A 17,704-nucleotide genomic window follows, 5' to 3' on the forward strand; every position below is an offset into this window, starting at 1 on the left:
CGCCCGTAGCCGCCGCGGGCTCGTTCGGGGGTGGGGGGGACGGCCACCTCCGCGCCCTACAGGGGGCATATAGTGGCCACCCGCAGACGCCCCCCCCCCCCCCCCCCCCCCGCCGCGAGGTCAGCGGAGGCCGCTGCGCGCGAAGCCCTGCACGAAGTAGCGCTGGAACACCAGGAACAGCACCACCATCGGCACGACGTTCACCAGGGCGAACGCCATGGTCGCTCCGTAGTCGCTGCCGAACTGCCCCTGGAGGAAGAGCAGGCCGATCGGGAGCGTGAAGAGCGCGTTCTCCTTGAGGGCGATGAGCGGCCAGGCGAAGTCGTTCCAGGAGCCGAGCAGCGACATGAAGAAGAGCACGGCGATGAGCGGCTTCGAGAGGGGGAGCACGATGGCCGTGAACACGCGGAAGTGCCCGGCGCCGTCGATCCGGGCCGCCTCGACGAGGTCCCGCGGGATCGCGAGGATGAACTGCCGCGCCAGGAACAGCCCGAACGCCGACGCCGCCGTCGGCAGGATCACCGCCCAGTAGCTCCCGTAGAGGCCGAGGTCGGTGACGAGCCGGAACAGCGCCACCATGATCACCTGCACGGGCAGGGTGAGCGTCGACAGGGCCAGGAGGAAGAGCACGCCGGATCCGCGGAACCGCAGCTGCGCGAAGGCGTAGCCGCCGAGCAGGTTGATCGTCACGGTGATCAGCGCGGTGACCAGGCTGATCGCGAGGGAGTTGCCGAACCAGGTCGCCACGGGGAACGACGAGAACACCCGCTCGAAGTTCACCAGCGTCAGCTCGCGCGGCCAGAGGCGGAGGGTGCCGCCGAGCAGCTCGGACCGCGAGGAGAACGCGACGACGACCATCCAGTACAGCGGGAAGACGATGACCACCGAGACGGCGAGGGCGAGGGCGAGGCGGAGCAGGCGCGAGGTGCGCGACGTGCGGATCATTCGACGAGGTCCCTCGAGCGGTTGGTGCGCCACTGCACCGCGGTGAAGATCATGGTCAGGATCAGCAGCACGATGCCGATGGCCGCGGCGTAGCCCTGGTCGCGGGTGACGAACCCGGTGTCGTAGGCGTAGGTCACGAGCACCGAGGTCGCGTTCTGCGGTCCGCCGCCGGTGAGCACGAAGACGATGTCGAACACCTGGAACGAGTAGATGACGTTGAGGATGAGCAGGAAGAACGACGACGGGCCGACCAGCGGCAGCGTCACGTGGCGAAACTGCTGCCACGCGTTCGCTCCGTCGAGCCGGGCCGCCTCGTAGAGCGCCGGGTTCACCCCCTGCAGCCCCGCCAGGTAGATCAGCATGTTGAAGCCGGTGCGCCACCACAGGGTGACGAGCACCACGGAGGCGAAGGCGGCCGCTCCGCCGGACTGCCAGGCGATGCGGGGGAGGCCGATCGTCTGGAGCATGCCGTCGAGCACGCCGCTGTTCTCGTCGAAGATCAGCACGCCCATCAGCGCCGTCGCCACGCCGGAGACCGCCATCGGCAGGATGAGGATGCTGCGGAACACCGGACGCGCGGGCAGCACCGAGTTCATCAGCACCGCCGCGCCGAGGCCCAGCGCCATCGAGAGCGGGGTCACGATCAGGGTGAACAGCGCCGTGTTCAGCGTCGAGCGCCAGAAGAGGCCGTCGCCGAGCAGTCGCGCGTAGTTGTCGAGTCCGACGAAGGCGCCGTCGCCGAAGCCGTTCGTGCGCTGGAAGCCGATCAGGAACGCGCCGCCCAGGGGGACGAACACGAACAGCCCGAGCATCAGCAGGTTCGGCGCGAGGAACGCGTAGGCGGCCGCCGTCTCGCGGGCGGGGGCGCGGGAGGTGCGCCGGGGGCGGGCGGTCACCGCCTCCGGCGCGAGGACCGACCGGCTCACTGCGTCGCGGCCGCGATGCCGGAGGTGAGGCCGGCGATGGTGTCCTCGGTGCTGCGCCCGCCGACGAAGGCCTGCTCCAGCTGCTCCTTGAGCACCGTGATGATCGCGGCCATGTCGGGCGAGGCGACCTGCGCCGAGTCGGACGCCTGGACGGTGCCCGCCTGGCCGAGGAACACCTCGGCGAGCTCGGGGCGCACGGCGAACTCGATGCCCGACTCCGTGAGGTCGCGACGGGTGGGGAGGAGGGAGGCGCCGGCGCAGAAGTCGCGCATCGCCTCCTCCTCCGTCATGAACGCGAGGAAGGAGGCGGCCAGCTCCGGGTTCTTCGCGGCCTTGGTCGCGACGAGGGCGTTGCCGCCGAAGTCGCCGCCTCCGCGCACGTTGCGCGGGGAGTAGGTGGCGCCCCACTCGAAGTCGAGGGTGGAGTCGGCGTCGGGGATGAGGAACGCGCCGGCGAAGGTCATCGCGGTGGTCTGCGAGTACCAGAGGTCGCTGGCGTAGGTGGTCGCCTGCACGGAGCTGCTCGGCGGCACGAGGCCGTCGGTGAAGAAGCTGCGGCTGAAGTCGATCGCGGCGCGGCCGGCGGCGGAGTCGATCGCGGGCCCGGACAGGTCCTCCGTGAGGAAGCGGCCGTCCGCCTGGAAGAGCAGGCTGAGCCAGCGCGTGACGCCGTTGCCCTGCCAGTTGTAGGCGAAGGGGTAGCGCTCGGCGGGGAGAGAGGCGCGCAGCTTCCGCCCGACCTCGGTGAACTCCTCCCAGGTCCACGCCTCCTCGGGCGAGGAGGGGAAGGATGTGACGCCCGCGTCGGCCAGCACCTGCGTGTTGTAGAGGATCAGCGAGGTGTCGGTGTGGTGGGGGACGCCGAAGGGGCTCCCGCCGCTCTGCACCGCGGCCCAGGCCGGATCGGTGAACCGCTCGGCGACGTCGGAGTCGAGGAAGCCCGACAGGTCCAGGAGCTGGTCGCGGCCGGCGTAGCTGCCGAACGTGTAGTACGGGACCCGGAAGACGTCCGGCGGGTTCCCCGCCTGCAGCTGCGCGTCGATGTTGGTGAACATCTGCTCGTACGGGACCGCGTTGAGGGTCACGGTGGCGCCGGCGTTCGCCGACTGGAACGCGTCGATCGCGCGCTGGAAGCCGGCCAGCTCGGCGTCGGTGCCCCAGGTGGTGAAGGTGAGGGTGTCGCTGCCGGCGCTCGCCGCGGGGCCCGCGGGGGCGAAGCCGCAGCCGGAGAGGACCGGGACGGAGGCGGCGACGCCGAGCGCTCCGAGGAAGCGGCGGCGGTCGAGGACCGCGCGTCCGAGCTGCGAGAGGTCGAGAGCCCCCGCGGGGAGCCCCTTGCTGGTCAGGCCCATGACGGCCTCCTTCCGGGGGCCAGCGGCAGGCTCCCGGGGGCAGGCTATTCCGGCAGGGCCGCGGGAATCGCGGCTGGACGGATCGGCCGATCCATGAGAGGAGCGGCCGATCCGCGCGGCGGGCGTTCAGCCGCGGCGGCCGAGCATCCCCTCGAACGAGCCGTCGAGCGCCCACGGGTCGGGCGCGGAGCCCGAGCGGGAGGAGCGGGCGGCTTGATCGGCCAGCTCGCGTCCGGCGCGCTCGATGCGCGAGGGCAGCGCCCGTCCGTCCTCGGTCGCGCCGCCCCAGTCGTCCGTCGCCGCGAACACGGTGGTCGCGAGGGGCGCCGCGTGCAGGTAGGTGAAGAGCGGGCGCATCGCGTAGTCGACGGCCAGGGAGTGGCGGGGGGACCCGCCCGTGGCCGCCAGCAGCACGGGCAGGCCGCGCAGCGCCTCCGTGTCGAGCACGTCGACGAACGACTTGAAGAGCCCGCTGTAGCTGGTGGTGAAGATCGGCGTCACGGCGATCAGGCCGTCGGCGCCGGCGACCGCGTCGAGCGCGGTCTGCAGAGCGGGGCTCGCGAAGCCGGTGAGGAGGTTGTTCGTGACGTCGTGCGCGAGGTCGCGCAGCTCCACGACGCTCCGCTCGACGGCGAAGCCCTGCTCGGTGAGGGAGGACTCGGCGGCGTCGGCCAGGCGGTCGGCGAGCAGCCGGGTCGAGGACGGCTGGCTGAGGCCGGCCGAGAGGACGGTGATCCTGCGGGTGTCCATGGAGAGCTCCTGACTAGACGGTGACGGGCTCGGCCGCGGGCTGCGCGTCGCGCGCGGCCACGAGGGAAGCGTGGGTGGGGGCGTCGGGCACGTGCGCGGGGCGGCCCTCGGCGAAGCCGGCGCGGAGGGCGGGGAGGATCTCGCCGAGCATGTCCATCTGCTCCAGGACGGTCTTCAGCGGGAGTCCCGCGTGGTCCATCAGGAAGAGCTGGCGCTGGTAGTCGCCGACGTACTCGCGGAAGCCGAGGGTGCGGTCGATGATCTGCTGCGGGGAGCCGACGGTGAGCGGGGTCTGCTCCGTGAAGTCCTCGAGCGAGGGGCCGTGGCCGTAGACGGGGGCGTTGTCGAAGTAGGGGCGGAACTGCGAGACCGCGTCCTGCGAGTTCTTCGCCAGGAAGATCTGCCCGCCGAGGCCGACGATCGCCTGGTCGGCGGTCCCGTGGCCGTAGTGCTCGAAGCGCTGGCGGTAGAGCTGCACCATCTTCTGGGTGTGCGAGGCGGGCCAGAAGATGTGGTTCGCGAAGAAGCCGTCGCCGTAGTAGGCGGCCTGCTCGGCGATCTGAGGGGAGCGGATCGATCCGTGCCACACGAACGGCGCGACACCGTCGAGGGGGCGCGGGGTCGACTGGAAGCCCTGGAGGGGCGTGCGGAACTGGCCCTCCCAGTCGACGAAGTCCTCGGTCCACAGGCGGTGCAGCAGGTCGTAGTTCTCGATCGTCAGCTCGATGCCGCGGCGGATGTCCTTGCCGAACCACGGGTAGACGGGGCCGGTGTTGCCGCGGCCGAGCATCAGGTCGACGCGGCCGCCGGCGAGGTGCTGGAGCATCGCGTAGTCCTCGGCGAGCTTCACCGGGTCGTTCGTGGTGATGAGGGCCATCGCGGTGGAGAGCGTGATCCTCTCGGTCTTCGCCGCGAGGTAGCCGAGCGTGGTGGTGGGGGAGGAGGACCAGAACGGCGGATTGTGGTGCTCGCCCAGGGCGAAGACGTCGAGGCCGATCTCCTCCGCCTTCAGCGCGATCGCGAGGGTCGCCTGGATCTTCTCGGACTCGGACGGGGTCCGTCCGGTCGTGGGGTCGGTCGTGATGTCGCTGACCGTGAAGATGCCGAACTGCATCAGGCGCTCCTTCTGTCCTCCGGCCCGGTGGGGCCTGGTCCATGCGTTTGCATGTACATCCTCATTCAACCACGTGCGGCCGGATCTATTCCCGTGGATCCCCGGGCCTCCGCCGGCCTGTCGGAGGACGGCGCCGGTGCCGTGCCCGGACGTCGCCGACCCGCCCCGCTCGCCCCGCGGCCGCCCGAAACATCCCCGCAATACGCCCCGCACTAGAGTCGTGCCATGGGTGACCTCTTCGACGGATACGGGTCCCAGAAGGTCGAGCGGCCCGACACGGGCGCCACCCCCTGGGACGAGATGTTCGCCGACGTGGCGTCGACCGGAGGCCCCGACGGGGTCCGCGGCGCCTACCGCGACATCTACTCCTCGCTCGCGCGGATGACCCAGGAGGAGCTGCGCGGCCGCACCGACGCGCTCGCCTCCTCCTACCTCGCGCAGGGCGTCACCTTCGACTTCGCGGGGGAGGAGCGGCCGTTCCCGCTCGACGCCGTCCCCCGGGTGATCGAGCGCGCCGAGTGGAACGAGGTGCAGACCGGCATCAAGCAGCGGGTCCGTGCTCTCGAGGCGTTCCTCGCCGACGTCTACGGCCCGCAGAACGCCGTGGCCGACGGCGTCATCCCCGCCGGGCTGATCTCGAGCTCGAGCCACTTCCACCGGCAGGCCGCGGGCATCGTCCCCGCGAACGGCGTGCGGATCCAGGTGTCCGGAATCGACCTGATCCGCGATGAGAAGGGCGGCTGGCGGGTCCTCGAGGACAACGTCCGCGTGCCCTCCGGCGTCTCCTACGTCATCTCGAACCGCCGGGTGATGGCGCAGACGCTGCCCGAGCTGTTCGTCTCGATGCGGGTGCGCCCGGTCGGCGACTACCCGAACAAGCTGCTGCAGGCCCTCCGCGCCTCCGCCCCCGAGGGCGTCGACGACCCGACCGTGGTCGTGCTCACCCCGGGCGTCTACAACTCCGCCTACTTCGAGCACACCCTCCTCGCCCGCCTCATGGGCGTCGAGCTGGTCGAGGGCCGCGACCTGTTCTGCACGGGCGGCAAGGTGTTCATGCGCACCACCTCCGGCCCGACCCGGGTCGACGTGATCTACCGCCGCGTGGACGACGAGTTCCTCGATCCGCTGCAGTTCCGCGCCGACTCGATGCTCGGCTCGCCCGGGCTGATGCTCGCGGCCCGGCTCGGGAACGTCACGATCGCGAACGCGGTCGGCAACGGCGTCGCCGACGACAAGCTCGTCTACACCTACCTGCCCGACCTCATCCGCTACTACCTCTCGGAGGAGCCGGTGATCAAGAACGTCGACACGTGGCGGCTCGAGGACCCGGGAGCGCTCGAGGAGGTGCTCGACCGCCTCGACGAGCTCGTCGTGAAGCCGGTCGACGGCTCCGGCGGCAAGGGCCTGGTCGTCGGGCCGGCCGCCTCGGCGAAGGAGCTCGCGGAGCTGCGCTCCCGCCTCCAGGCCGACCCGCGCGGCTGGATCGCGCAGCCGGTCGTGCAGCTCTCCACCATCCCCACCCTCGTCGACGACGGGATGCGCCCCCGGCACGCCGACCTGCGGCCCTTCGCCGTGAACGACGGCACCGACGTCTGGGTGCTGCCCGGCGGCCTGACCCGCGTCGCGCTCCCGGAGGGGCAGCTCGTCGTCAACTCGTCGCAGGGCGGCGGATCGAAGGACACCTGGGTGGTCGGCCTCGAGGAGGCGCGCAGCGCCGAGCCCGAGGCGCGCGACATCCAGGCGCTCGTCGCCGAGCAGGCCGCGGTCACCAGCTCCATCCCGATCGTCTACCCGCTCAACCACACGCCCGACCACTCGCCGCAGGACGCGCCGAACACCGACCAGGACCAGCAGCAGCAGCAGACGCTCGCGGCGGGGGAGGACGACTGATGCTCTCCCGGATCGCCGAGTCGCTGTTCTGGATCGGCCGCTACATCGAGCGGTCCGACGGCACCGCCCGCATCCTCGACGTCCACCTCCAGCTCCTGCTCGAGGACCCGTGGATCGACGAGGACACGGCCTGCCGCTCGCTCCTGTCGGTGATGGGCTCGACCCCGCCCGACGACATGCGCGAGATCACCCGCGCCGACGTGCTGGCGATCCTCGCGATCGACCGCACGAACCCCGCCTCGATCGCCTACTCGCTCGGCGCGGCCCGCGAGAACGCCCGCCGGGCGCGCGAGATCGTCTCGACCGAGCTCTGGGAGTGCCTCAACACCACGCGCACCCGGATGCCGCGCCGCGTCTCGGGCGAGCGGGTGTCGGAGTTCTTCAGCTGGGTGAGGGAGCGCTCCGCCCTCGCCGTCGGCATCATCGAGTCGGCGACCTCGCGCGACGAGGCCTGGCAGTTCTTCACGCTCGGCCGCTCGATCGAGCGCGCCGACATGACCGCCCGCCTGCTCGCCACCCGCTCGCTGACCGAGGCGAGCGGCCCCTCCTGGACCACGATCCTCCGCTCCTGCGGCGCCTACGAGGCGTACCTGCGCACCTACCGGGGCGTGCCGAGCGCGCGGAACGCGGCCGAGTTCCTCCTCCTGGACCGGCTGTTCCCGCGCTCGATCCTCTTCTCGGTCTCGCGGGCGGAGGCGTGCATGCGCGACATCGAGCCGCGCACCGGCCGCATCGGCCACTCCGGCGACGCGCAGCGCGTCCTCGGGCGGATCCGCAGCGAGCTGGAGTTCCGGCCGATCACCGACATCCTCGAGGACCTGCCGCGGCACATGGACAGCGTGCAGGAGGCGACCTCGGCCGCTTCCGAGGCGATCCGCCAGCGTTACTTCCCCACCAACGTCATGCCGAGCTGGATCGGGGAGGCGCTGTGAGCAGGCTGCGCATCAGGCACACCACGGGCTTCACCTACGCGGGGGACGTGGTCGCGTCCTACAACGAGGCGCGGATGCTCCCCGCCTCCTCGGACGGGCAGCTGGTGCTGTTCTCGAACCTCGACATCAGGCCGGTGACCTCGGTGCACGCCTACACCGACTACTGGGGCACCCGCGTCTCGTCGTTCGACGTGCTCGACGCCCACCGCGAGCTCTCGCTGACGGCGACCTCGCTCGTCGAGATCCGGCCGAAGCAGCACCCCGACCACCCGACCGGGTGGGATCAGCTGTCCGAGCAGGTCGAGACGCGCACCGAGTACGTGGAGCAGTCGAAGCAGACCCACCGCACCGCGCCGCCGGAGGACCTCGCGGCGATGGCGCGCTCGCTCGCGGACGAGGCGGCCGGCCCGTGCGAGGCCGCGCTCACGATCGCCGAGACGATCGGCCGGGCGATGACCTACCGGCAGGGCGTCACCGGCGTGCACTCCACCGCGACGGAGTCGTGGACCGCGCGCGAGGGCGTCTGCCAGGACATCACGCACATCGTCCTCGGGGCGCTGCGCTCGGTGGGCATCCCGGCGCGCTACGTCTCGGGCTACCTGCACCCCAAGCCGCACGCCGAGATCGGCGAGACCGTGGTGGGGGAGTCCCACGCCTGGGTCGAGTGGTTCTGCGGAGGAGCCTGGCGCGGCTACGACCCGACGAACCTGATCGACATCGGCGACCGCCACGTCATCGTCGGCCGCGGGCGCGACTACAACGACATCGCGCCGTTGCGCGGGGTGTTCGCCGGGCCCCGCTCGTCGAAGCTCTTCGTCCGCGTCGAGATCACCCGCGAGGCCTGAGGGCGGGCGGCGGTCGCGCCCCGCGTCGGGGGCGACCCGTCGAGTGGGCGGTCCGCGGATCCGCCCGGCGTGCGGACCGGCCGACGGAGCCTAGGCGCGCGGACGCAGCAGGGGGACTCCGCCGGTGGCGGGCAGAGCCTCCGGCCCGGGGGCCGCGAGCCGGGCGGCGCGGCGCAGGCGGAGGTGGAAGGCGAGTCCGATGGCGGCCGCCGCGATCCCGGAGGCGGCGCCGACCAGCATCGCCTGGCGCGGACCGTAGGCGTTCGCGACCCAGCCGATCAGCGGGGCGCCGATCGGGGTGCCGCCGACGAAGATGGCCATGTAGAGCGCCATGACCCGGCCCCGCATCTCGGGGGCGGTCGAGAGCTGCACGTAGCCGTTGGCCGAGGTCATCAGCGTCTGCGCCGCGATGCCGACGAAGGGGAGCAGGATCGCGAACGCCCAGACGGTCGGCATGACGCCGGCCAGCGCGAGCGCGACGCCGAACGCCGCGGAGGCGCCGACGATGAGCCGGAGCCTCGGGCGGTCGCGGCGTGCCGAGAGGAGCGCCCCCAGCACCGAGCCGACGGCGATCGCGGAGGAGAGGAGGCCGAACTCGCTCGCCCCCATGTCGAACTCGACCGTCGCCATCGTCGAGGCGAAGATCGGGAAGTTCAGGCCGAAGGTGCCGATCAGGAACACGATCGCGAGCACCACGAGGATGTCCGGCCGCTTCGAGACGTAGCGGAACCCCTCCAGCAGGGCACCCGGGCCGCGGGTGGCGCGTGGGGCGCTGCGGAGCTGGTCGCGGTGCAGCGCGCGCAGCGAGAGCAGGACGGCGAGGAAGCTCGCGGCGTTGAGGAGGAAGACCCAGCCGGAGCCGACCGCGGCGATCAGCACGCCCGCGAGGGCCGGTCCGATCATCCGCGCCGAGTTGAAGGAGGCCGAGTTCAGCGAGACGGCGTTGGTGAGGTCGCGCTCCTCGACCAGCGCCGACACGAACGTCTGGCGCACGGGCGCGTCGATCGCCGCGGCGAAGCCGAGCAGCAGGGCGAAGAGGTAGACCATCCAGAGCTGGACGACCCCGGTCACGACGATGAGCCCCAGGCCGAGCCCGAGCGCGCCCATCGCGCCCTGGGTGGCCATCAGGAGCTTCCGCCGGTCGAAGCGGTCGGCGATGAAGCCGGAGAAGGGCACCATCACGAGCTGCGGTCCGAACTGCAGCGCCATGGTCACGCCGAGCGCCGTCGCGTCGTGGCCGGTCAGGTCGTTGATCACGATCCAGTCCTGGGCCGTGCGCTGCATCCAGGTGCCGACGTTCGAGACCATCGCGCCCGCGAACCAGATGCGGTAGTTCGGCACGGCGAGGGAGCGGAACATCGCGCTCATCGGTCGGCCACTGCGCGCAGGACCGCCGCCGCGTCGTGGAGGAGGCGCAGGTCCTCGGGAGGGAGCTCCTCGAGGCGCGCCACGAGCCAGGCGTCGCGGCTGCGGCGCACGTCGAGCACCAGTGCGGTGCCGGCCTCCGTGGGGCGGATGCGGGTGACGCGGCCGTCGGCGGGGTCGGCCAGGCGCTCCGCGAGTCCTTCGTCGACCAGGCAGCCGACCGTGCGGGTCATCGACGGCGGGCGGACCCGCTCCGCCTCGGCCAGCTCGCCGAGGGTCTTCGCGCCCTCGCGGTGCAGGAGCGCGAGCACGCTGAACTGCGGATCGTTGAGCTCGTGCTGGGCCTTCTCCTGCCGGAGCCGCCGTCCGAGCCGGCCGACCGCTGCCCGCACCTCGCCGGCGAGGGAGGTCAGCGGGAGATCGGTCTGCGGGAGATCGGTCTGAGGGGTCTCGGTCTGCAGGGTCTCGGTCGATGGCACATAGTTAGCCTAACAAAAGAACTGCAGCTCAGGCGGAGGTCCGCGCGGTCCGCACCGCCCCGATGCTCGCGGCGACCACGAGCGCGATCCCGACGGCCTCGACGGCGCTGAGGCGCTGGCCGAGCACGAGGAAGCCCGAGAGCGCGGCCGCCCCGGGGGAGAGCGACATCAGGATCGAGAAGGTGGAGGAGCGCAGGCGCCGCAGCGCCAGCAGCTCCAGCGCGTAGGGCACCGCGGAGGAGAGCACCGCCACGGCGAGCCCGAGGAGCAGCACCGGCGGCACCACCAGGGCGGGCCCGGCGGAGGCGATGCCGAACGGCAGCGACACGATCGCGCCGGCCGCCAGCGCCAGCGCGAGCCCGTCGATCCCCTGGAACCGCCCGCCGGTGCGGCCGGCGAAGACGATGTACGCGGCCCAGAGCACTGCGGCCGCCAGCGCGAAGCCGACGCCGACCGGGTCCAGCGCCGAGAACCCGCCCTGCGACAGGGTCACCACCCCGGCCAGCGCGAGCACCGCCCAGACCAGGCTCAGCACGCTCCTCCCGGCGATCACCGAGAGCGTCAGCGGCCCGAGCACCTCGAGGGTGACGGCGGCGCCCTGCGGGATCCGGGCGATGGCCTCGTAGTAGCAGGCGTTCATCCCGCCGAGGGCGAGACCGTAGGCGGCGACGGTGGCCCAGTCGCTCCGGCTGTGGCCGCGCAGCCGCGGACGGCAGACCAGGAGCAGCACGACGGCCGAGAACACCAGCCGGAGCGTGACGGTGCCGATCGGCCCCGCGGCGGGGAAGAGCAGCACGGCGAAGGAGGCGCCCAGCTGCACGCTCGCGACCGACCCGAGCACCAGGCCGATCGAGCCAGCGCTCGCCGGGCGCCGCTCCGGAGCGGCCGCTGCGCTCAGCTGGAGCGCCGCTGCGTCTGGACGGGCGGGACGTTGTAGCCGAGCAGGCCGACGCCGGTCGCGTCCCAGCGCAGCGTGGTCAGCGAGACGTTGTCGACCACCGGGAAGGTGTGCCGGTACGTCTCCGGGTTGATGCCGAGGTAGGCGCACAGCAGGAGGCGGATGAGCGTGCCGTGCGCGACGACGAGCACGCGGCCGTCGGGGTGCTCGCGGTGGATGCGGGCGAGCGAGGTGTTCGCGCGGGCGACGGCGTCGAGGCCGGACTCGCCGCCGGGCATCGGCTGGATGGCCGGCGCCGCGACCCACGCGTGGTACTCGTCCGGGAAGCGCTTCTCCATCTCGTCGGTGGTCAGCCCCTCGCCGCGGCCGAAGTCGACCTCGACCAGGGCCGGGTCGGGCTGCAGCTCGAGGTGGGCCGCCCGCGCGGCGGGCACGGCGGTGCGCACGGCCCGGACCAGGGTGGAGGAGTACACCGCCTCGAGGTCGGCGTCGACGGCCCAGGCGGCCAGAGTCGCCGCCTGGTCCTGGCCCCGGGGGGTCAGCGCGATGTCGGAGGAGCCCGCGAAGCGGTTCTCGGAGTGCCAGACAGTCTCTCCGTGCCGGGCGAGGATCAGGGTCGTCACCCCCTGAGCCTACCGACCGCGCGGGCCCGCGGGCCCCGCGCTCAGGCGGCGGGGACGCCGTAGTGCGCGTCGACCATCACCGGGAGGTGGTCCGAGACGCCCTGGGGCAGCGTGGAGACCCGCTCGATCCGCACGGAGTCGCTGATCGCGAAGTCGAAGTGGCCGCTGAAGTAGCGGTAGCGCGCGTAGGTGGGGGAGTCGCTCCGCGAGACCAGGTAGCCGTTCCGGGTCATCCGGCGGTCGAGTCCGCGGAAGAACCACGGGTAGTTGTAGTCGCCGACCATCAGGGAGGGGGTGTCCGGCGCGTACTCGCGCAGCCGGTTGAGCGCCTCGTCGATCTGCTTGCGGCGCAGGGCGTTGCCGGCCGAGAGCGGGGCGGCGTGGAAGGAAGATACCGCGATCGATCCGCCGTCGCGGTCGTCGAGGCGGACGGCCAGCAGGCGCTCGTGAGCGGGGGACATCACCCGGTCGTGCATGGACTTGCTGAGCTCGAACGCGGCGCTGCCGGAGAGCTCGAAGCGGTCCTGCGAGTAGTAGACGGCCAGGCCCAGGCGGTTGCGGGCCGTGACGGACGCGAGCCGGAGCGAGCCCACCTCCTGCGGCAGCTTCGTGGTATCGCACTCCTGCAGGCACAGCACGTCGATGTCGTGGCGGGCGGCGAGGGGGGCGATCTCGGCGTGCGCTCGGTGCTCCCGGAGGTTGTAGGAGATCACGCGGAGGGCGCGTTCGGTCGGCTGCATTTCGCCAGTGTAGGGCGCGCCGACCGAGCGCCGGCCGACCCTCCGGCGAACACGGAGGGACCTCCTCGGAACGCGGTCGGAACGTTCGCCGACCGGCCGGGGAGGTCCCTCGCGGAGCCGTGTCAGTGCTGCTCGGTGCCCGAGGCGTCGGTCTCGGCGTCGGTGCCGTGGACGCCGTCGGTGGGGCCCCAGTCGGGCAGCGGGGGGTTCTGCTCCTCGCCGTCGGCGCCGACGCCGTCGGCCAGGGGGGAGGCCGCACCGCCGACCTCGTCGAGGCCCGCGGAGGTGCCGGTCTCGGTGGCGGGGTCGGGCGTGCGCGCGCCGTCGGTCGTGTCGGTGCCGTCGGTCGTGTCGGTGGGGGTGGGCTCGATGTCGTAGTCGGAGCTGCTCATGTCCCGACGCTACGACTCCACCGCCCGCGGGGGCACCCCCTTGCGCTCCCGCGAACGACGGAGGCCCCCCGCACCGGGAAGGTGCGAGGGGCCTCCGAAGGGGGAGTGCTCAGCGTCCGTAGGCGGAGGCGGCGGGGCAGTCGAACGGGTCGCCGCCGGCCGACAAGCCGACCTTGTTGAGGTAGCGGACGACGATCGCGTACGACTCCATCAGCGAGGTCTCGGTGTAGGGGATCTGGTGGGTGGTGCAGTACTCCTTGGCGATGACCTGCGCACGGCGCAGCGCCGGGCGGGGCATGTTCGGGAAGAGGTGGTGCTCCACCTGGTAGTTGAGGCCGCCCATGTAGAGGTCGGTGAACCAGGTGCTGCGGATGCTGCGCGAGGTGAGGACCTGGCGGCGGAGGAAGTCGACGCGCGCCTCCTTCGGCAGCAGCGGCATGCCCTTGTGGTTCGGCGCGAACGAGGCGCCCATGTACAGGCCGAAGACGCCCAGCTGCACGCCGACGAAGGCGAACGCCATGCCGAGGGGGAGGGCCCAGAAGACGACGGCGAGGTAGAGGCCGACGCGGGTGACGAGCATGGTGATCTCGACCCAGCGCTTGTCGACCTTGCCCTTGCCGAACACGGTGCGGAAGCCGTGCAGGTGCAGGTTGAGGCCCTCGAGCAGCAGGAGCGGGAAGAACGCGTAGCCCTGGCGGCGGGTGAGCCAGGCGTAGAGGCCGCGCGAGCGGGCCGCGTCCTCGGCGGTGAAGGAGACGACGTCGCGCTCGATGTCCGGGTCCTTGCCCAGCACGTTCGGGTTCGCGTGGTGGCGGCTGTGCTTGGTCATCCACCAGGAGTAGCTGATGCCCACGAAGAGGTTCGCGAGGGTGCGGCCGGCGACGTCGTTGGCCTTGCCGGACTCGAACACCTGGCGGTGCGAGGCCTCGTGGGCGAGGAAGGCGAACTGCGTCAGCACGATGCCGAGGGCGGCGGCGAGCAGGAGCTGGAACCAGGAGTCGCCCAGCAGGACGAAGCCGGTGACGATGCCGCCGAGCGCGAGGACCAGCGCGCCGAACATCGTGTAGTAGAAGCCGGTGCGGCGGCGGAGGAGCCCCGCGTCGCGGACCGTGCTGAGGAGACCGGAGTACTCGGTCGTCGGGTTGACGCGGCCGTCGGCGCGGGGGCGGGTGCGGACGACGCGGGGGGCGCCTCCGGTGACGGACGTGGTGGTGGGGGTGCTCATCGGCGCCTCGCTCTTCGTGGTGACCGTCGGCGTCGACGATCTCTCGGCGAGCGATCCCGACGGGGGCGGTCCGCTCATGGTTCACCGCGTCGGTAGGGGCCGGACGCGGCATCAGGGCGACCGGGGTCAAGGGCAACCTGGTGTGAACACTACGGGGACGGCGGCGGCACCGCACCATGGCGATTGCCAGCCTTCGCTCCGCGCGTGTCGGGAAGGGGAGTGCGCCTCCGGCAGGACCGCCGGAGGCGCACGGGCTCAGGAGCCGATCGAGTCCTGCGGGCGGCCGGACTTGAGCGCGGCGAGGCGCGCCTCCACCTCGGTCATCTCACCGAGGTCCTCGAGCGACTCGAACTGCGCGTCCAGGCTCGAGGAGGCGAGCTCCTCCGCGCCGCGGACGCGCGCCTCCTCGCGGCGGATCTTCTGCTCGAAGCGGCTCACCTCGCTCGTCGGGTCCATCAGGTCGATGCTCTTCACGGCGTCCTGGACCTGGCTCTGCGCCTCGACGGTCTTCGAGCGGGCGATCAGCTCGTCGCGCTTGCTCGAGAGCTGCTGCAGCTTCTCGCGCATCTGGTTCAGGCCCGACTTGAGCTTGTCGACGACCTCGGTCTGCGAGGCGATGGTCGGCTCGGCGTCCTTCGCCTCCTTCTCGGACTGGATCTGGCGCTGCAGAGCGACCTTGGCCAGCGCGTCGAACTTGTCGGCGTCGCCGGCGCTCCCGCCGGTGCGCAGCTCGTCGGCCTTGCGGCTCGCGGCGAGGGCCTTGCCGCCCCACTCCTGGGCGTTCTGCACGTCCTCGCGGTAGTCGTCCTCGAGCAGGCGCAGGTTGCCGATCGTGGTGGCGATCGCCGCCTCGGCGTCGCGGATGCTGTCGGTGTAGTCGCGGACCATCTGGTCGAGCATCTTCTGCGGATCCTCGGCCTGGTCGAGGAGCGCGTTGATGTTGGCCTTCGCGAGCTGCGCGATGCGGCCGAAGATCGACTGTCTCTGAGCCATGGGTGTCTCTCCTTGCGTCGTGGGTGGTGCCGGATGTCGGAGGTGGTGACGGAGTCGTGGGGGAGGTGGTGGTCGTCGGTCCTGCGCGGATGCCCGGGGGCGCTCAGAAGCGCCCTCCGCCGCCGCGGCGTCCGCCTCCGCCGCTGCTGCGCCCGCCGCCGAAGCCGCCGCCGCCGGAGCGCCGGGACGAGCCGCCTCCGCCGAAGCCGCCGCTGAACCCGCCTCCGCCGAAGCCGCCCGAGCGGTAGCCGCTGCGGCGTCCGCCTCCCAGGAGCGACTCGACCAGGATCCCGCCGAGGAACGCGCCGGTCGTGTCGCCTCCGTAGGGGCTGCCGACGGCGTTCGGGGCGGAGTAGGAGCCGGCGTCGGCCCGCGCCCGCTCGAGCGCCTGCTGGGCGAGCTGCGAGGCGCGCTGGGCGGAGGCGAGAGCCTCGCGGGGGTCGGTGGCGGCGATGCGCTCGGCGTACTCGGCCGAGCGGGCGGCCTCGGCGACGCGGGTGCGCGCCTCCGAGCCGACCGCGCCGCGGCGGGCCGCGATGAAGTCCTCGGCGGCCGAGACGCGGCTGCGGGCGGAGGTGAGCTCGGCGCCGAGGGCGGCCCGCTCGCGCTCGCGCTGGGCCTGCGCGTCGCGGAACCCGCCGACGGCGGCATCGATCGTGGCGTCGGCGGCGGTGAGCGCCTCGAGCAGGGCGAGCGGGTCGTTCGGCCGCACGGAGGCGGCGCGCTCGACGTCGTCGAGGGCGGCCTCGGTCGAGGCGACCGCCGCGGCGACGTTCTGCGCCTGAGCGGCGGACTCCGCGTCCGGGGAGGCGGCGAGCGCTCGTCCCTGCGCCACGTCGGCGCGGATCTCGGCGATGCGGCCGGCGAGCGACGCCTTCGCCTTCTGCAGCTCGTCGCCGCGCGTCGCCACCGCGTCGACGAGCCCGGAGGCCTGCTCGGCGGCCTGCTGCCCGGCGCGCAGCAGCACGGCGGCGCGGCCGGAGTCGCCGGCCTGCAGCGCCTGCTGGGCGCCGGCGAGCTGGTCGCGGGTGAAGCGGAGGCGGTCCTCGGCCTGGTCGGCGTCGTCGCCCACGTCGTCGATCGCGGTCGGCGCGTAGCGGGAGGCGAGCTCGGCGAGGCGGGCGCGGGCCGAGGGGAGGCGGTCGCCGACCTCGGCGGCGCGAGCCGAGAGCGCGGCGGCGACCTGCGGCGCGTTCTTCTCGAGGTCGCGCAGCTCCTCGAACGCACTCGCGCGCTCGTCGAGCGTCTGCTCGGCGTCGGCGCAGAGCTGGAGGATGCGCTGGTAGCCGTCGCGGCGCTCCTGATCGGTCTCCGGCTCGGTGTCGTCGAGGCGCTGCTGCAGGGTGAAGGCCTCGCCGAGCAGGCGCTTCGCGGTGACGAGCGCCTCGCGGAACGCGCCGGTCGCGTCGGCGCCGAACTGCGCCTCCGCGAAGCCGACCTCCTGCTCGCTGGTGCGGACGGCGTCGTCGGCGTGGACGAGGGCCGACCCGGCACGGGTGGCGAGCTCGTCGATCGAGGCCTCCACCGCCTCCTGGGCGCGGCGCTTCCGCGCGCGGCGGACGAGCAGCAGCACCACGAGGCCGACCACGACGAGGGCCGCGAGCACGCCGAGCGCGATCAGCAGCCCCGAGCCGAGGGACTCGCCGGCGCTGGGCGCGTCGAGGCGCTGTCCGATCCCGTCGGCGGCGGCCACCGCGGCTCCGGCCCAGTCGCCGTCGGCGAGCCTCGGCTCGATGTCGTCGGACTGGAGCGAGGAGACCTGCGCGTCGTCGAGGGCGAAGCCCTGCGCGACCGACACCTGGTACTGGCGGGCGTCGACCGCGACGGCCAGGAGGACGTCGTCGGTGCCCAGTCCGTTGCGGGTCGCGGTCTCGTCCGCCCACGCGGCGCGGTCGGACGGATCCGTGAAGGAGTCGACGAAGGCGACGAACAGCTGCACGCGGTGCTGGTCGTAGAGGGCCCGCGAGGCCTGCTCGATCTCGGTGGTCTCTCCGGAGCTCAGCACCCCGACCGAGTCGAGGACGGTGGAGGAGGAGAAGGAGACGGGCGATTCGGCCGTCGCCGCGGTCGCGGGGACCAGCGCGAGGACCGCGGCGATCAGGAGGGCCCCGAGCGCCGGCAGCAGCCGGGAGCTCACGGGGTGGTGGGGTCTCGCCGGCATCGCGCACACTCCTTCGTCGTCGCCTCCCGAGTGTAGACAGCCCGGGTGTCCGAGCAGGAGTCGGGAGGCGGCAG

The 17,704-nt window shown here is 72.6% G+C and carries 17 protein-coding genes; 3 read left to right on the forward strand and 14 right to left on the reverse strand.

What is annotated here, in order from left to right:
• Window positions 1-120: 120 nt before the first annotated feature.
• The 5 genes from C5C46_RS07220 to C5C46_RS07240 all read right to left on the reverse strand — a co-directional run bounded on the left by C5C46_RS07220 (window position 121) and on the right by C5C46_RS07240 (window position 5,087).
• Window positions 121-945 carry a carbohydrate ABC transporter permease gene (locus tag C5C46_RS07220; protein ID WP_104226197.1) on the reverse strand — a complete coding sequence of 275 codons (825 nt, stop codon included), beginning with the start codon at window positions 943-945 and terminating at the stop codon, window positions 121-123.
• Window positions 942-1,841 carry a carbohydrate ABC transporter permease gene (locus C5C46_RS07225; protein ID WP_258059384.1) on the reverse strand — a complete coding sequence of 300 codons (900 nt, stop codon included), beginning with the start codon at window positions 1,839-1,841 and terminating at the stop codon, window positions 942-944. The genes C5C46_RS07220 and C5C46_RS07225 overlap by 4 nt, the downstream gene beginning before the upstream one ends.
• A gap of 26 nt (window positions 1,842-1,867) precedes the next feature.
• A complete protein-coding gene (locus tag C5C46_RS07230; protein ID WP_104226198.1) occupies window positions 1,868-3,223 on the reverse strand; it encodes a sugar ABC transporter substrate-binding protein in 1,356 nt (451 codons plus the stop codon).
• A 126-nt stretch (window positions 3,224-3,349) separates the two neighbouring features.
• Window positions 3,350-3,973 (reverse strand): FMN reductase, encoded by a 624-nt coding sequence (locus C5C46_RS07235; protein WP_104226199.1) that lies wholly within the window; start codon window positions 3,971-3,973, stop codon window positions 3,350-3,352.
• Between the two features lie 13 nt (window positions 3,974-3,986).
• Window positions 3,987-5,087: an LLM class flavin-dependent oxidoreductase gene (locus C5C46_RS07240; protein WP_104226200.1), complete on the reverse strand. Its 1,101-nt coding sequence runs from the start codon at window positions 5,085-5,087 to the stop codon at window positions 3,987-3,989.
• A 225-nt stretch (window positions 5,088-5,312) separates the two neighbouring features.
• Between C5C46_RS07240 and C5C46_RS07245 the strand changes: the two genes are divergently transcribed.
• Genes C5C46_RS07245 through C5C46_RS07255 form a run of 3 tightly spaced genes read left to right on the forward strand, consistent with a single transcriptional unit; the run spans window position 5,313 to window position 8,754 of the window.
• Window positions 5,313-6,977 carry a circularly permuted type 2 ATP-grasp protein gene (locus C5C46_RS07245; protein WP_104226201.1) on the forward strand — a complete coding sequence of 555 codons (1,665 nt, stop codon included), beginning with the start codon at window positions 5,313-5,315 and terminating at the stop codon, window positions 6,975-6,977.
• On the forward strand, window positions 6,977-7,909 hold the full coding sequence (locus C5C46_RS07250) for an alpha-E domain-containing protein (protein ID WP_104223851.1): 933 nt from the start codon (window positions 6,977-6,979) through the stop codon (window positions 7,907-7,909). The genes C5C46_RS07245 and C5C46_RS07250 overlap by 1 nt, the downstream gene beginning before the upstream one ends.
• Window positions 7,906-8,754 (forward strand): transglutaminase family protein, encoded by an 849-nt coding sequence (locus tag C5C46_RS07255; protein ID WP_104223852.1) that lies wholly within the window; start codon window positions 7,906-7,908, stop codon window positions 8,752-8,754. The genes C5C46_RS07250 and C5C46_RS07255 overlap by 4 nt, the downstream gene beginning before the upstream one ends.
• A gap of 90 nt (window positions 8,755-8,844) precedes the next feature.
• Here C5C46_RS07255 and C5C46_RS07260 read toward each other — a convergent pair whose 3' ends face one another.
• From C5C46_RS07260 to C5C46_RS07300, 9 genes are all read right to left on the reverse strand, one after another.
• A complete protein-coding gene (locus tag C5C46_RS07260) occupies window positions 8,845-10,122 on the reverse strand; it encodes an MFS transporter (protein ID WP_104226202.1) in 1,278 nt (425 codons plus the stop codon).
• Window positions 10,119-10,598: a MarR family winged helix-turn-helix transcriptional regulator gene (locus tag C5C46_RS07265; RefSeq protein ID WP_258059385.1), complete on the reverse strand. Its 480-nt coding sequence runs from the start codon at window positions 10,596-10,598 to the stop codon at window positions 10,119-10,121. The genes C5C46_RS07260 and C5C46_RS07265 overlap by 4 nt, the downstream gene beginning before the upstream one ends.
• A 28-nt stretch (window positions 10,599-10,626) precedes the next feature.
• Window positions 10,627-11,439: a DMT family transporter gene (locus C5C46_RS07270; RefSeq protein WP_258059386.1), complete on the reverse strand. Its 813-nt coding sequence runs from the start codon at window positions 11,437-11,439 to the stop codon at window positions 10,627-10,629.
• Between the two features lie 53 nt (window positions 11,440-11,492).
• Window positions 11,493-12,119, reverse strand: a complete 627-nt coding sequence (locus tag C5C46_RS07275) for a histidine phosphatase family protein (RefSeq protein WP_104223854.1) — start codon at window positions 12,117-12,119, stop codon at window positions 11,493-11,495.
• 41 nt (window positions 12,120-12,160) lie between these two features.
• On the reverse strand, window positions 12,161-12,859 hold the full coding sequence (locus C5C46_RS07280) for an endonuclease/exonuclease/phosphatase family protein (protein ID WP_104223855.1): 699 nt from the start codon (window positions 12,857-12,859) through the stop codon (window positions 12,161-12,163).
• Between the two features lie 122 nt (window positions 12,860-12,981).
• Window positions 12,982-13,251 carry a hypothetical protein gene (locus C5C46_RS07285; RefSeq protein WP_104226203.1) on the reverse strand — a complete coding sequence of 90 codons (270 nt, stop codon included), beginning with the start codon at window positions 13,249-13,251 and terminating at the stop codon, window positions 12,982-12,984.
• Between the two features lie 109 nt (window positions 13,252-13,360).
• Window positions 13,361-14,476, reverse strand: coding sequence for an acyl-CoA desaturase (locus C5C46_RS07290; RefSeq protein ID WP_104226226.1), 1,116 nt, complete (start codon window positions 14,474-14,476; stop codon window positions 13,361-13,363).
• A 255-nt stretch (window positions 14,477-14,731) separates the two neighbouring features.
• A complete protein-coding gene (locus C5C46_RS07295) occupies window positions 14,732-15,469 on the reverse strand; it encodes a PspA/IM30 family protein (RefSeq protein ID WP_104223858.1) in 738 nt (245 codons plus the stop codon).
• A 103-nt stretch (window positions 15,470-15,572) separates the two neighbouring features.
• Complete coding sequence (locus C5C46_RS07300) at window positions 15,573-17,630, reverse strand: TPM domain-containing protein (RefSeq protein WP_104226204.1); 2,058 nt, start codon at window positions 17,628-17,630, stop codon at window positions 15,573-15,575.
• Between the last annotated feature and the right edge of the window lie 74 nt (window positions 17,631-17,704).

Origin of the sequence: Rathayibacter sp. AY1E6 (genome assembly GCF_002931115.1) — a bacterium.
In the GTDB taxonomy this organism is placed as follows: domain Bacteria; phylum Actinomycetota; class Actinomycetes; order Actinomycetales; family Microbacteriaceae; genus Rathayibacter.